At 72.5% G+C, this 13,084-nt stretch carries 14 protein-coding genes; 8 read left to right on the top strand and 6 right to left on the bottom strand.

The features are described 5' to 3' along the window. Positions 1 to 262 precede the first annotated feature (262 nt). A complete protein-coding gene (locus tag QDS12_RS22575) occupies positions 263 to 982 on the bottom strand; it encodes an IclR family transcriptional regulator (protein WP_091123107.1) in 720 nt (239 codons plus the stop codon). A gap of 100 nt (positions 983 to 1,082) precedes the next feature. On the opposite strand from QDS12_RS22575, the gene leuC reads away from it, so the two are divergent. From leuC to QDS12_RS22560, 3 genes are all read left to right on the top strand, one after another. Continuing rightward, positions 1,083 to 2,501, top strand: a complete 1,419-nt coding sequence (leuC, locus tag QDS12_RS22570; RefSeq protein ID WP_279883421.1) for a 3-isopropylmalate dehydratase large subunit — start codon at positions 1,083 to 1,085, stop codon at positions 2,499 to 2,501. 61 nt (positions 2,502 to 2,562) lie between these two features. Beyond that, entirely contained in the window at positions 2,563 to 3,156 is a 594-nt protein-coding gene (gene leuD / locus QDS12_RS22565; RefSeq protein ID WP_279883418.1) for a 3-isopropylmalate dehydratase small subunit, read from the top strand. Between the two features lie 183 nt (positions 3,157 to 3,339). Further along, complete coding sequence (locus tag QDS12_RS22560; RefSeq protein ID WP_279883415.1) at positions 3,340 to 4,062, top strand: HU family DNA-binding protein; 723 nt, start codon at positions 3,340 to 3,342, stop codon at positions 4,060 to 4,062. A gap of 51 nt (positions 4,063 to 4,113) precedes the next feature. Here the strand turns inward: QDS12_RS22560 and cofC are convergent, their stop codons facing one another. Next, positions 4,114 to 4,740 carry a 2-phospho-L-lactate guanylyltransferase gene (gene cofC / locus QDS12_RS22555; RefSeq protein ID WP_279883412.1) on the bottom strand — a complete coding sequence of 209 codons (627 nt, stop codon included), beginning with the start codon at positions 4,738 to 4,740 and terminating at the stop codon, positions 4,114 to 4,116. 64 nt (positions 4,741 to 4,804) lie between these two features. Between cofC and QDS12_RS22550 the strand changes: the two genes are divergently transcribed. Then, positions 4,805 to 5,566 carry a lysophospholipid acyltransferase family protein gene (locus QDS12_RS22550; RefSeq protein WP_279883409.1) on the top strand — a complete coding sequence of 254 codons (762 nt, stop codon included), beginning with the start codon at positions 4,805 to 4,807 and terminating at the stop codon, positions 5,564 to 5,566. Continuing rightward, positions 5,563 to 6,567 carry an NAD(P)-dependent glycerol-3-phosphate dehydrogenase gene (locus tag QDS12_RS22545; protein ID WP_279883407.1) on the top strand — a complete coding sequence of 335 codons (1,005 nt, stop codon included), beginning with the start codon at positions 5,563 to 5,565 and terminating at the stop codon, positions 6,565 to 6,567. The genes QDS12_RS22550 and QDS12_RS22545 overlap by 4 nt, the downstream gene beginning before the upstream one ends. Positions 6,568 to 6,583: 16 nt before the next feature. On the opposite strand, the gene QDS12_RS22540 is transcribed toward QDS12_RS22545, so the two are convergent. Then, positions 6,584 to 7,657, bottom strand: coding sequence for a PLP-dependent aspartate aminotransferase family protein (locus QDS12_RS22540; protein ID WP_279883404.1), 1,074 nt, complete (start codon positions 7,655 to 7,657; stop codon positions 6,584 to 6,586). Between the two features lie 157 nt (positions 7,658 to 7,814). Between QDS12_RS22540 and murF the strand changes: the two genes are divergently transcribed. Both murF and QDS12_RS22530 read left to right on the top strand, forming a co-directional pair. After that, positions 7,815 to 9,185 carry a UDP-N-acetylmuramoyl-tripeptide--D-alanyl-D-alanine ligase gene (gene murF, locus QDS12_RS22535; RefSeq protein ID WP_279883402.1) on the top strand — a complete coding sequence of 457 codons (1,371 nt, stop codon included), beginning with the start codon at positions 7,815 to 7,817 and terminating at the stop codon, positions 9,183 to 9,185. Positions 9,186 to 9,196: 11 nt separating this feature from the next. Further along, entirely contained in the window at positions 9,197 to 10,276 is a 1,080-nt protein-coding gene (locus QDS12_RS22530) for a D-alanine--D-alanine ligase (RefSeq protein WP_279883399.1), read from the top strand. Between the two features lie 11 nt (positions 10,277 to 10,287). Here the strand turns inward: QDS12_RS22530 and QDS12_RS22525 are convergent, their stop codons facing one another. The 3 genes from QDS12_RS22525 to QDS12_RS22515 are packed head-to-tail and all read right to left on the bottom strand — an operon-like array spanning position 10,288 to position 11,998. Continuing rightward, positions 10,288 to 11,241 (bottom strand): D-alanine--D-alanine ligase, encoded by a 954-nt coding sequence (locus QDS12_RS22525; protein ID WP_279883396.1) that lies wholly within the window; start codon positions 11,239 to 11,241, stop codon positions 10,288 to 10,290. A gap of 26 nt (positions 11,242 to 11,267) precedes the next feature. Further along, positions 11,268 to 11,759 carry a DUF3515 family protein gene (locus QDS12_RS22520; RefSeq protein ID WP_279883393.1) on the bottom strand — a complete coding sequence of 164 codons (492 nt, stop codon included), beginning with the start codon at positions 11,757 to 11,759 and terminating at the stop codon, positions 11,268 to 11,270. A gap of 2 nt (positions 11,760 to 11,761) precedes the next feature. Beyond that, positions 11,762 to 11,998, bottom strand: a complete 237-nt coding sequence (locus QDS12_RS22515) for an Lrp/AsnC ligand binding domain-containing protein (RefSeq protein ID WP_279883390.1) — start codon at positions 11,996 to 11,998, stop codon at positions 11,762 to 11,764. A gap of 133 nt (positions 11,999 to 12,131) precedes the next feature. On the opposite strand from QDS12_RS22515, the gene QDS12_RS22510 reads away from it, so the two are divergent. Further along, complete coding sequence (locus tag QDS12_RS22510; RefSeq protein WP_279883527.1) at positions 12,132 to 13,070, top strand: thiamine-phosphate kinase; 939 nt, start codon at positions 12,132 to 12,134, stop codon at positions 13,068 to 13,070. The last annotated feature ends 14 nt before the right edge of the window (positions 13,071 to 13,084 follow it).

The following is a 13,084-nucleotide window of genomic DNA, read 5'->3' as shown; positions in this document are numbered from 1 at the left end:
GCGTGGGTAGTGGTGGTGGGGCTGCATACCTCGATGGGCATTCAGCGGGCATGCATGTTCGTCGAGGTATGCAGGAAAGTGCGCACTTCCCGTGCGGAGTTCCGCGTGGGTAGTGGTGGTTCGGCTGCATACCTCGATGGGCATTCAGCGGGCCCGCATGTTCGTCGAGGTATGCAGGGATGTGCGCACTTCCCGTGCGGAGTTCCGCGTGGGTAGTGGTGGTTCGGCTGCATACCTCGATGGGCATCCAGCAGCCGCGCACCTACTCCGCCGCGCGACGCAGCGACTCGGACAGCCGCTCGGCGGCGGCGAGGACCGCGGGGGCGTGCATGCGGCCGGGCTGGCGGGAGAGCCGCTCGAGCGGGCCGGACACGGACACGGCCGCGATGACCTTGCCGCCGGGGGAGCGGACCGGGGCGGACACGGAGGCGACGCCAGCCTCGCGCTCGCCGACGGACTGCGCCCAGCCACGGCGGCGGATGCCGGACAGGGCGGCGGCCGAGAAGGCGGCGTTCTGCAGGCCGCGGTGCATCCGCTCGGGGTCCTCCCAGGCGAGCAGCACCTGCGCGGCGGAACCCGCCCGCATGGTGAGCTGCGACCCGACCGGGATCGTGTCGCGCAGGCCGGAGGGGCGCTCGGCGGCGGCGACGCACACACGCGACTCGCCCTGCCGGCGCCAGAGCTGGGCGGACTCGCCGGTGATGTCGCGCAGCCGGGCCAGCACCGGGCCGGCCGTCGCCAGCAGGCGGTCCTCGCCGGCGGCCGCGGAGAGCTCGGCCAGCCGCGGCCCGAGCACGAAGCGGCCCTGCATGTCGCGGGCGACGAGGCGGTGGTGCTCGAGGGCGACGGCGAGACGGTGCGCGGTCGGTCGGGCGAGCCCCGTCGCGGAGACGAGACCGGCGAGTGTCGCCGGGCCCGACTCCAGCGCGGTGAGCACCAGAGCCGCCTTGTCGAGAACGCCTACGCCGCTGCCGTTGTCCATAATGCAAGACTAATATCTCACTTTGTGGGATGCAAGCGTAGGCTCCGAAGGGCACGCTGGAAGGCGGTCGACGACGACCGCTGAGATGAAGGAGATCGTGATGGGCAGGACCCTGTCGGAGAAGGTGTGGGACGAGCACGTCGTCCGGTCGACCCCCGGTGAGCCGGACCTGCTCTACATCGACCTCCACCTCATCCACGAGGTGACCAGCCCGCAGGCCTTCGACGGCCTCCGCCTCGCCGGACGGCCCGTACGTCGGCCCGACCTGACCCTGGCCACCGAGGACCACAACGTCCCGACCGTCGACTGGGACAAGCCGATCGCCGACCCGGTCAGCCGCACCCAGGTCGAGACGCTGCGCAAGAACGCCGCGGAGTTCGGCGTACGCCTCCACCCGCTGGGTGACGAGAACCAGGGCATCGTCCACGTCGTCGGCCCGCAGCTCGGCCTGACCCAGCCGGGCATGACCATCGTCTGCGGCGACTCGCACACCAGCACCCACGGTGCGTTCGGCGCGATCGCGTTCGGCATCGGCACCTCCGAGGTCGAGCACGTGCTCGCGACCCAGACCCTGCCGCAGGCCAAGCCGAAGACCATGGCCGTCACCGTCAACGGCTCGCTGCCCGAGGGTGTCTCCGCCAAGGACCTCATCCTCACGCTGATCGCCAAGACCGGCACCGGCGGCGGCCAGGGCTACATCGTCGAGTACCGCGGGCAGGCGATCCGCGAGCTCTCGATGGAGGCCCGCATGACGATCTGCAACATGTCGATCGAGTGGGGCGCCAAGGCCGGCCTCATCGCGCCGGACCAGACGACGTTCGACTACATCGAGGGCCGCCCGGAGGCGCCGAAGGGCGCCGACTGGGACGCCGCGGTCGCGCACTGGAAGACGCTCGTCACCGACGAGGACGCCGTCTTCGACCGCGAGCTCGTGCTCGACGCCGCCGAGGTCACCCCGTTCGTCACGTGGGGCACCAACCCCGGGCAGGGTGCGCCGCTGGGCGCGGCCGTGCCGGCGCCGGAGGACTTCGACAACCCGCAGGACCGCGTCGCCGCCGAGAAGGCGCTCGCCTACATGGGCCTGGAGGCGGGTACGCCGCTGCGCGACATCAAGGTCGACACCGTCTTCATCGGTTCCTGCACCAACGGCCGCATCGAGGACCTGCGCGCCGCGGCCGCGGTGCTCGAGGGCCGCAAGGTCGACGAGCACACCCGCCTGCTCGTCGTACCGGGCTCGGTCAAGGTCCGCCTGCAGGCGCAGGACGAGGGCCTCGACGTGATCTTCAAGGAGGCCGGCGGCGAGTGGCGCGGTGCGGGCTGCTCCATGTGCCTGGGCATGAATCCCGACACCCTCGAGCCGGGCGAGCGCTCGGCCTCGACGTCCAACCGCAACTTCGAGGGCCGCCAGGGCAAGGGTGGCCGCACCCACCTGGTCTCCCCGCTCGTCGCAGCGGCGACCGCCGTGCGCGGCACCCTCTCCTCGCCCGCCGACCTCGCGCCCGTCGGCGCCGACGCCTGATCCCGGTCTCGATAGGCCGCCTCGTTCCTCGGCGGCCACTCGACCTACGAAAAGAGCAAAGATGGACAAGTTCACGTCTCACACCGGCGTCGGCGTCCCGCTGAAGCGCAGCAACGTCGACACCGACCAGATCATCCCGGCCGTCTACCTCAAGCGGGTGACCCGGTCCGGCTTCGAGGACGGGCTCTTCGCCGCGTGGCGCAACGACCCGGAGTTCGTGCTCAACAACCCGATCTACAGCGCCGGTACCGTCCTCGTCGCCGGCCCCGACTTCGGCACCGGGTCGTCCCGCGAGCACGCCGTCTGGGCGCTGCAGAACTACGGCTTCAAGGTGGTCATCTCCAGCCGCTTCGGCGACATCTTCCGCGGCAACTCCGGCAAGGCCGGGCTGCTGACCGCGCTCGTCGACGAGAAGGTCGTCCAGGCGCTGTGGGACTACCTCGACGACAACCCCGGCGGGCAGATCACCGTCGACCTCGACGCGAAGACCGTGACGACCCCCGGGGGCGAGGTCGCCGACTCGTTCGACATCGACGACTACACCCGCTGGCGACTGCTCGAGGGACTCGACGACATCGGCATCACCCTCTCGCACGAGTCCGACATCGCGACGTACGAGGGCTCGCGGCCGGCGTGGAAGCCGGCCACCCTCTGACCGCACCCTGCTCGGCGAAAGTGCCGGCTCCCGCCTCGGGAGCCGGCACTTTTCCGCGTTCGAGGGAGATTTCGGCGGCCGACACGCGCGTGATGGTGTCGGAGGTGGGCACTCCTCATTAGCGTGCGATCTATGACGTCGGGCAGCAGGCCCGGCTTGCGAGCTCGTACGGAAAGGCCGATCGTGAACAAGTCCCAGCTCATCGACGCGCTTGCCGCGCGCTTCGACGGCAACAAGAAGGCCGCAGCACATGCGCTCGAGTCCGTGCTCGACACCATCACCCGCGAGGTCGCTCGCGGGGAGAAGGTCGCCATCACCGGGTTCGGCTCGTTCGAGAAGCGAGTCCGGCCCGCCCGCATGGTCCGCAACCCGCAGACCGGCGAGCAGATCAAGACGAAGAAGACGTCAGTCCCCAAGTTCAGCGCCGGCGCGGACCTGAAGAACGTCGTCTCCGGCGTCAAGAAGCTGCCCAAGCTGGCCCTGCCCACCCTGCCCGGCAAGAAGGCAGCGTCGGCGCCGCCGGTGAAGGTCGCCGCCAGCCACACGCCGGCCGGCAAGAAGTCGGCCTCCCAGCGGACCACGACCACCAAGTCGGCAGCCGCCAAGAAGTCGTCGCCGGCGAAGTCCACTGCGAGCACCGCCTCGGCGAAGAAGGCGCCCGCCAAGGCCGCCTCGAAGAGCGCGTCGACCAAGACCGCCTCGACGAAGGGCGCGGCCAGCAAGAAGGCAGCCCCGACGAAGGCAGCGGCCTCGAAGGCGACGCCGTCGAAGTCGTCACCGTCGAAGACGTCGGCCGCCAAGAAGACGTCGACCGCCAAGACGTCGACCGCCAAGACGTCGACCGCGAAGACATCGACGACCAAGAAGGCACCGGCCTCGAAGAAGGCTGCGGCCAAGAAGTCCTGACTCCTGATCGCCGAGCGGGCCGCCTCGTCGAGGCGGCCCGCTCGGCGTCTCTCAGGGGAGGTCGAGGTCGGCGACGACCGCCGCCGTGCGCGGCCCGAGCCCGAGCGCGATCGCCGCTCGGAGGTCGCCCAGCGCGTCGACGTCGCGCCGCAGCGTTGCCAGGCTCCCGGCCACCGGCAGGGCGCCCGCGTCGTCGTGCGCGGCCCGCGAGCCGTCGCCGAAGCGCGGCGAGAACTCCCGGACCGCGGCGGTGTAGAGCGTCGTCCCGACGCCCTCCGCATCCGAGACGTACGCCGGCCGGCCGGCCGGGACCGCCGACAGGGCCGCGTCGAGGTCGGCCGCGCGCAGGGCGGGCAGGTCGCCGGTGAGCGCGACGGGGACGAGGTCCGGCCACCGCCGGGCGGCCTCGGCGGCCGCCTGGACGAGCGTGCCGTTGAGGTCGTCGCTGACGCCGTCGGGGATCGCGACGCAGCCGAGCGCCGTCAGGTCGGCCGAGAAGCCGGCGTCGTCGGTGACCGCGAGGACCGCGCCGACGGAGGTCGCGTCGAGGCAGGCCTGGGCGGTGTCCAGGGCGAAGGCCTCGGCGAGCCGCCGGCGTACGGGGTCGGTGAGCTCGGAGAGGCGCGACTTGCCGCGGGCTGGCGGCTTCACGGGGAGCAGGACGACGTGCGTGGGCATCGCGACGATCTTCCCAGGTGACGCTGACGCGGAACGCGCGAGGGGACCGGTAGCCTCCTTCCTCGTGGGCAAGTACCGGAAGCTGGGGCACAAGCGCGGCTGGGCATGGGCGATCGCGGTCGCGATCGTCAAGCCGGTCCTCCTCTCGACGACCAAGCAGCGCTGGGAGGGCGGCGACAAGATCCCCGCGACCGGCGGGTGCATCCTCGCGCTCAACCACGTGTCGCACATCGACCCGCTGACCGCGGCCCACCTCTCGTGGGACTACGGCCGGCAGTCGCGCTACCTCGCGAAGTCGGGGCTGTTCAAGAACAAGTGGCTGGCTCGGTTCCTCCGCGCCGCCGGGCAGATCCCGGTCGAGCGCTCGAGCGCCGGGGCGCGCGCGTTCGATGAGGCGGTCAAGGCGGTCAACGCCGGCGAGCTCGTCGTCGTCTACGTCGAGGGCTCGATCACCAAGGACCCGGCCGGCTGGCCGATGGTCGGCAAGTCGGGCGCGGCCCGCATCGCGCTCGCGACCGGCGCCCCCGTCATCCCGGTCGGGCAGTGGGGCGCGCAGCAGCTGCTGCCCGCCTACTCCAAGCGGCCGCACCCGTTCCCGCGCAAGACCGTCCGGATGAAGGTCGGCGACCCGGTCGACCTCCGCGACCTGGTCGAGCAGGAGCACACCGTGCAGGTCGTCGCGGAGGCGACGCACCGGATCATGGACGCGATCGTCGACCTCGTCGCCGACGTGCGTGGCGAGCCGCGACCGGCCGAGCTGTTCGACCCGCGCAAGGCCGGCGTACGCGCGACCGGCAACCCGAACAAGAAGCCCAGGACGAAGTGACGGGGAAGGTCGCCGTCTTCGGCGCGGGATCCTGGGGCACCGCCTTCTCGATCGTCCTCGCCGACGCGGGGAACGAGGTCACCATCTGGGCACGCCGCGAGGAGGTCGCCCAGGCGATCAACGAGCAGCACGAGAACGCCGACTACCACCCCGGGGTGCAGCTGCCGCCGGCCATCTCGGCCACCCATGACGTCGAGAAGGCCGTGCACGAGGCCGACGTCGTCGTCCTCGCGACGCCCTCGCAGACGCTGCGCGACAACCTCGTCGAGTGGGCGCCGTTCCTGCCCGACCAGGCCGTCCTCGTCTCGCTCATGAAGGGTGTGGAGCTCGGCACGCTCGAGCGGATGAGCCAGGTCATCGCGGGCGTGACCGGCGCGGGTCCCGATCGGATCGCCGTCATCAGCGGGCCGAACCTCTCACCGGAGATCGCCCGTCGCGAACCGGCCGCCGGAGTGGTCGCCTGCACCGACGAGGGCGTCGCCCAGATGCTGCAGGCGCGGGTGCACAGCGCCGCGTTCCGGCCCTACACGTCGACCGACGTGATCGGCTGCGAGATCGGCGGCGCCTACAAGAACGTGGTCGGCATCGCGGCCGGCATGGCCGCCGGGCTCGGCTTCGGCGACAACACCACCGCGTCGGTGATCACCCGCGGGCTCGCCGAGACCGCGCGCCTGGCGGTGAAGCTCGGCGCCAACCCCCTCACGCTGATGGGGCTCGCCGGCCTCGGCGACCTGGTCGCCACCTGCTCCTCGCCGCTGTCGCGCAACCGCACGTTCGGGGAGAACCTCGGCCGCGGCATGTCGGTCCCCGACATCGTGGCCCAGACCCGGCAGGTGGCCGAGGGCGCGAAGTCGTGCCACTCGCTGCGCGAGCTCGCCGCGCGCAACGACGTGGACGCACCCGTGGCGCAGTACGTCGACGACGTGGTCGGCGGCCGGATGACGGCTGCCGAGATGATGGACGCCGTGCTCGGCCGTCCGACGAAGGCCGAGACGGACTGAGTCCGGTCCGGCGGGGTCAGAGCCGGTCGAGCGCCTGCTCGAGGTCGGCCCAGAGGTCGGCGACGTCCTCGATGCCGACCGAGAGCCGCACCAGCCCCTCGGGCACCTCGCGGGCCTCGCCCTTCCACCGGCGGCGCCGCTCGAAGGTCGACTCGACGCCGCCGAGCGAGGTCGCGTGCACCCACAGCAGCGTGCTGTGGGTGAGCAGCTCCGCCTGCTCCGGGGTCGCGAGGACGACCGCGAGCATGGCGCCCAGGCCGGGGTACCTGACCTCAGTCACGGCCGGGTGCTGCTCGAGCCGGCGGGCCAGCTCGGCCGCGTTGGCGGACGCACGCTCGATCCGCAGCGGCAGCGTGCGCAGCCCACGGAGGGCGAGCCAGGTCTCGAACGGGCCGGGGACGGCGCCGTACAGGTCGCGCCGGCCCTTGAGGACGTCCCACAGCGACGGGTCGGCCACGACGACGGCGCCCATGACGACGTCGGAGTGGCCGGCGAGGTACTTGGTCGCCGAGTGCAGGACGATGTCGGCGCCGAGCTCGAGCGGGCGCTGCAGGATCGGGGTCGCGAAGGTGTTGTCGACCACCACGCGGGCGCCGACGTCGTGCGCCGCGGCGATGAGCGCGGGCAGGTCGGCGAGCTCCATGCCGGGGTTGGTGGGGGACTCCAGCCACAGCAGCGCGGTGTCCTCGTCGAGAGCGGCGATGACGGCCTTGGTGTCGGAGACGTCGACGAGCCGTGTCTTCACCCGCCCGCGGGACTCGCGGTCGGCCAGCTGGCCGGCGGTGCCGAGGTAGGACTGCCCGGCCACGACGACGCTGTCGGCGTCGACCAGGTCGAGCAGGGTGGCCGTCGCCGCCTGGCCGCTCGCGAACGCCAGCGCCTTGCCGCCCTCGAGCGCGCCCAGCGTGTCCTCGAACGCGACCCACGCGTCGTTGGTGTAGCGGCCGTACTCCTTGTCCCCGCCGCCGACGTACGTCGACGCCATCGTGATCGGCACGTTGAGCGGCTGGTCCGGCTCGTGCGGGGGGCGCCCGGCGTGGACGGCGACGGTGCTGGGACGGAGCGCGGCGGGCTTCGCGAGGTCGGCCATGCCCACAGACTATGAGGCTGCGCCGGCTGGTCTCCCCGGGCCCGCCCCGCCTGGACACGCACCCAGGCGACGCGGGTCGACGACGACACCGGTCGACGGAGCCTCTAGGGTCATTCGCCATGACCGAGATGCCCGGGATCGTCAGTGGAGTGACCGCATGATCGCGATGACCCTGTCGCAGATCGCCGACGTGGTCGGCGGCGAGGTGGTCGGCGCGGCCGAGGCCGTGAGCGTCACCGGCCCGGTCGTCCTCGACGGTCGCGAGGCCGGGCCCGGAAGCCTGTTCGTGGCCTTCGTCGGCGAGCGCGTCGACGGCCACGAGCACGCCCCGCAGGCAGGGGAGCACGGCGCCGTCGCCGTGCTCGGAAGCCGGCCGACCGAGCTGCCGACCGTCGTCGTCGCCGACACCCAGCACGCGCTCCAGCAGCTCGCCGCGTACGTCGTCGCGCAGGTGCGCCGGGCGGGGAACCTGACGGTCGTGGGACTGACCGGGTCGCAGGGCAAGACGTCCACCAAGGACCTGCTCGGCGCCGTGCTCGGCCACGCCGCTGCGACCGTGGCGACCCGGGGCTCGTTCAACAACGAGCTCGGCATGCCGCTCACGGCGCTGCGCGTCGAGCCGGACACGCGGTTCCTCGTCCTCGAGCTGGGGGCTCGGGGCAAGGGCCACATCGCCGAGCTGACCCGCGTGGTCAGGCCCGACATCGCGATCGTCCTCAACGTCGGCACCGCCCACCTGGGCGAGTTCGGGTCGCGCGAGGCGATCGCCGAGGCCAAGGGCGAGCTGGTGCAGGCGCTGCCCCCCACCGGTACGGCGGTGCTCAACGCCGGCGACGAGCGGGTGGCGGCGATGGCGCGGCTCACCGACGGGTCGGTCGTCACGTTCGGGGACGAGCCGTCGGCCGACGTACACGTCGAGGACCTGACGCTCGACCGCCTCGGCCGGCCGTCGTTCGTGCTGGCGACGCCGCAGGGCTCGGTGCCGGTGACCCTCAAGGTCGTCGGCGCCCACCAGGCGCTCAACGCCGCCGCGGCCGCGGCCGCGGCCCTGGCCGCCGGCCTGACGCCGGCCGAGATCGGCGAGGCGCTCTCGGGCGTCGAGACCCTCTCGCAGTGGCGGATGGAGCTGCGCGAGCTGGCCGACGGCGTCATCGTGCTCAACGACTCCTACAACGCCAACCCCGAGTCGATGCGGGCCGCGCTGGACGCGCTGGCCTCGATCGGCGCCGACCCCGACGTCCGACGGACGGTGGCCGTGCTCGGCGAGATGCTGGAGCTGGGGGAGGGCGGCGCCGCCGAGCACCGGGGTGTCGGCGCGTTCGCGACCGAGCGCGGGATCGACCAGGTGCTGGTCGTCGGCGAGGGCGCCCGTGGCATCCACGAGGGCGCGGGGGGGCGCAGCACGCTCGTCGCTGACAACGCGGCGGCGGTGGCGTGGGTGCGGGAGCACGTCGGCGCGGGTGACGCGGTTCTCTTCAAGGCGTCCCGGGGGGCGCGCCTCGACGAGGTCGCTTCGGCGCTTCAGTAGGGTCGATCACCATGACCGACACCCCCTCCCGCAAGGTCCGCGTCGCCCTGGTCTTCGGGGGCCGCTCCGGGGAGCACGCCATCTCGGCGGCGACCGCGGCCGGCGTGATGAAGGCCATCGACCGGGACAAGTACGACGTCCTCCCGGTCGGCATCACGCGCGAGGGTCGGTGGGTGCTCGCCTCCGGGGACCCGGCCCGCTGGGAGCTCACGGCGGGCCATCTGCCGGAAGTCACCGACGACGCCGGCCGCGAGCTCGCCAGCCTCGGCGAGGTCGGCGACGTCGACGTCGTCTTCCCGCTGCTGCACGGACCCTACGGCGAGGACGGCACCATCCAGGGCCTGCTCGAGCTGGCCGGCGTCCACTACGTCGGCGCCGGCGTGCTCGCCTCGGCGGTCGGGATGGACAAGCAGTACATGAAGCTCGTCTTCGCCGGCCACGGCCTGCCCGTCGGGCCGTACGTCGTCATCAAGCCGCGCGACTGGGAGCAGAACCAGTCGGCGATGATCGAGCGGGTCCAGGCCGAGCTGAAGTTCCCCGTCTTCGTGAAGCCGGCCCGGGCCGGCTCGTCGCTCGGCGTCACCCGCGTGGACGACCTCACCGGCCTGGCCGACGCGATCGAGGAGGCCCGGTTCCACGACCCGAAGGTCCTCGTCGAGGAGGGCATCGACGGCCGCGAGATCGAGTGCGCCGTCCTCGGCGGCCGCGGCGGCGCCGCGCCGCGGGCCTCGGTGCCCGGCGAGATCGTCGTCGACCACGACGCGGCGCAGTTCTACGACTTCGAGGAGAAGTACTCCGCTGACTCGCACGCGCGGACGCAGGCGCCCGCCGACCTGCCGGCCGACGTCTCCGAGCGGGTCCGCGAGATCGCCGTGCAGGCGTTCGAGGCGATCGGGGCCGAGGGGATCTCCCGCGTCGACGTCTTCGTGATGCCCGACGGCGAGGTGGTCATCAACGAGATCAACACGATGCCCGGGTTCACCCCGATCTCGATGTATCCGCAGATGTGGGAGGCCTCCGGCATCTCCTACCCGGAGCTGATCGACGAGCTCATCCAGCTCGCGCTGGAGCGCCCGACCGGCCTGCGCTGACCGCCGCCGGGTCAGGCCCGCGCGAGCGCGCGGGCGATCAGGTCCTTGGCGACCGCGCCGAGGCTGGTGCCGGACGCGGTGCAGGAGAAGGGGAAGACGGACGTCTCCGTGGTCCCCGGCGTGATCGCGGTCTCGAGCACCACGAACGAGCCGTCGGGCCCGACGATGAAGTCGGACCGGGACAGGTCGCGCAGGCCGAGCACCTCGTGGGCGCGGACGGCTGCCTGCCCGATCTCGTCGACGACCGCGCGCTCGAGGCCGAGCGGGCGCAGGCCGACGAACTCGGCGGTGTAGCGCGCCGAGAAGTCGAACTCGTGGCCCTTGACGAAGTCGATCTCGATCGGCGCGAGCGGCACGACGCCCTCGTCGGTCTCGTGGACGACGACCGACACGTTGGCCCCCGGGTAGAAGCGCTCGATGAGGGCCTCGTCGTAGTAGGCGTAGGTCCCGACGAGGGCGGACGGCAGCTCGGCGAGGCCGTCGACGCCGGTGACCCCGAGCGCGGACCCGCCCCGGGTCGGCTTGACGACGACGCGCGTGCCGAGCCGCTCCATCACGTGCTCCATCAGCGCGTTCGCGCCGATGTCGCGGAACGTCTGCGCCGAGAGGCCGACGCTGTCGGGGACCGGGATGCCCGCCCGCCGCAGCAGCTCGCGCGCGGTGGCCTTGTCGTAGGCGACCCGGCAGGCGCGGGCCTCGGAGCCGACGTACGGCAGGCTGATGAGCTCGAGCAGGGTCTGGATCTCGCCGTCCTCACCGAACTGGCCGTGCAGCGCCGGCACGGCGGCGACGACCTTGTCGCGCTCGAGGTCGTGGAGCAGGTTGCGGTCGAAGTCGTACGCCGCCACCTCGACGCCCGAGGCCCGCAGCTCGCGCACGAGGTTGCGTCCGCTCGCCAGGGAGACGTCGCGCTCGTGGCTGAGCCCGCCGGCGATGACGGCGATGGGCCCCTCGAAGTCACTCATGGGGCCCAGGGTTCCACATCGGACGGTCACTCACAGCGGGCGCCCACGGTGAGGGAGCTCTTGAGCGGCTCGGCCAGATCGATCAGCACCGCGGCCGAGGTAGTGCCGCGTTGCTTGGCCGGGATGTGCACGGCCACGCGCGGCGTGAGGGTGACGGTGGTCAGCGTGACGTCGGCATCGTTGTCGCCGAGCTCCTTCGCGGGGGCGTACCAGTCCACGCCGTTGATGACGTCGCAGCCCGAGGTCGGGCCGAAGCCGTCGGGTACGTCGACCCCGCAGGTCAGCGTGACGGGCGGATCGCCCCAGGCGCCGCCGTAGGAGTCCTTCGGCGTGAACTCGACCGGCGCCAGGTCGCCGAGCTTGGTCGGGAGCGCGGCGGCGAGCTTCGCGCAGGCAGCGCGTGCCGAGGCCGGCGGGGGAGTGATCTCGACCGGACCGCCACAGGCGGTCAGCACCAGCACTCCGGACAGCACGGCGCCCCGTGCCGCGAGCGGCACGGGGCGGAGCAGGCGACGCACGCTCAGATGTGGACGACCGGACACGTCAGCGTCCGGGTGATGCCGTCGAGGTTCTGCACCTTCGAGACGACCAGCTTGCCGAGCTCGTCGACGTTGCGGGCCTCGGCGCGCACGATCACGTCGTAGGGGCCGGTGACGTCCTCGGCCATCGTGACGCCCTTGATCTTGGCGATCTGGGCGGCCACCTCGGCGGCCTTGCCGACGTCGGTCTGGATGAGGATGTAGGCCTGGACGACCATGCTGCTCTCCCTACTGCTGGGCGGTGCGGTGAGACCCCTGGGGCCGCCGATCAACCTATCGTGCGGCTCACTCCTGTCCATAGCCGTGTCCAACGCGACCCCGGCCGCCGCGTCGTGCTGGGATGGAGGCGTGGTGGAGCAGACGGTGGCGGATCTCGGTGAGTTCGGACTGATCGCGGAGCTGACGAAGCGCTTCCCGCAGGGTGAGCAGGTGCTCGTCGGGCCCGGCGACGACGCTGCGCTCCTGCGCATCCGCAACGGCCATGTCGTGGTCTCCACCGACCTGCTCGTCGAGGGTCGGCACTTCCGGCGCGAGTGGGCCTCGGCCGCCGACGTCGGGCACCGGGCCGCCGCGCAGAACCTGTCCGACATCAACGCCATGGGCGGCCGGGCACACTCGCTGACGATCGGACTGGCCGCGCCGGCCGACCTACCCGTCGCGTGGGCGCTCGGCTTCGCCGAAGGCTTCGCGGAGGAGTGCTCGCTCGTCGGGGCCAGCGTCGTCGGCGGTGACGTCACCCGGTCGAGCGAGATCGTCGTGTCGGTGACGGTCCTCGGGTCGGTCACCCAGGCACCGGTCCTGCGGTCGGGCGCCCGCCCGGGCGACGTACTCGCCCTCGCCGGGCGGCAGGGCTGGGCCGCCGCCGGGCTCGCCGTCCTGGGCCGAGGGTTCCGGTCGCCGCGCGCGGTCGTGGCCGCCTACCAGCGCCCCGAGCCGCCGTACGACGCCGGCCCGGCCGCGGCCGCCGCCGGTGCGACCGCCATGGTGGACGTGTCCGACGGCCTGCTGGCCGAGGCCGGCCACCTCGCCGCCGCCTCCGGGGTCGCCATCGACGTCGCGGCGTCCTCGCTCGAGATCCCGGAACCGTTCGAGGCGGTCGCCGCGGCCCTCAACGCCGACCCCGTGTCGTTCGCCCTCACCGGCGGCGACGACCACGCGCTGCTGGCCACCTTCCCCTCCGCCGCCGCACTTCCCGACGGCTGGCGGGTGATCGGGCAGGTGGCCGAGGGCACCGGCGTCACCGTCGACGGTGAGTCCTACGACGGGCCGTCGGGGTGGACGCACTTCTGAGGTCGCCGCTGTCT

The organism is Nocardioides sp. CER19 (assembly GCF_029846275.1).
Taxonomy (GTDB): domain Bacteria; phylum Actinomycetota; class Actinomycetes; order Propionibacteriales; family Nocardioidaceae; genus Nocardioides.
Note: the sequence above shows the minus strand (reverse complement) of the source record. Positions and strands in the feature narration are given on the sequence as shown.

Coding starts and splice junctions, on each gene's coding strand:
- cofC (WP_279883412.1), bottom strand. CDS start 4,740: ATGCCCACGCACGTCGTCCTGCTCCCCGTGAAGCCGCCAGCCCGCGGC.
- QDS12_RS22515 (WP_279883390.1), bottom strand. CDS start 11,998: ATGGTCGTCCAGGCCTACATCCTCATCCAGACCGACGTCGGCAAGGCC.
- QDS12_RS22525 (WP_279883396.1), bottom strand. CDS start 11,241: ATGAGTGACTTCGAGGGGCCCATCGCCGTCATCGCCGGCGGGCTCAGC.
- leuC (WP_279883421.1), top strand. CDS start 1,083: ATGGGCAGGACCCTGTCGGAGAAGGTGTGGGACGAGCACGTCGTCCGG.
- QDS12_RS22540 (WP_279883404.1), bottom strand. CDS start 7,657: ATGGCCGACCTCGCGAAGCCCGCCGCGCTCCGTCCCAGCACCGTCGCC.
- leuD (WP_279883418.1), top strand. CDS start 2,563: ATGGACAAGTTCACGTCTCACACCGGCGTCGGCGTCCCGCTGAAGCGC.
- QDS12_RS22530 (WP_279883399.1), top strand. CDS start 9,197: ATGACCGACACCCCCTCCCGCAAGGTCCGCGTCGCCCTGGTCTTCGGG.
- QDS12_RS22575 (WP_091123107.1), bottom strand. CDS start 982: ATGGACAACGGCAGCGGCGTAGGCGTTCTCGACAAGGCGGCTCTGGTG.
- murF (WP_279883402.1), top strand. CDS start 7,815: ATGATCGCGATGACCCTGTCGCAGATCGCCGACGTGGTCGGCGGCGAG.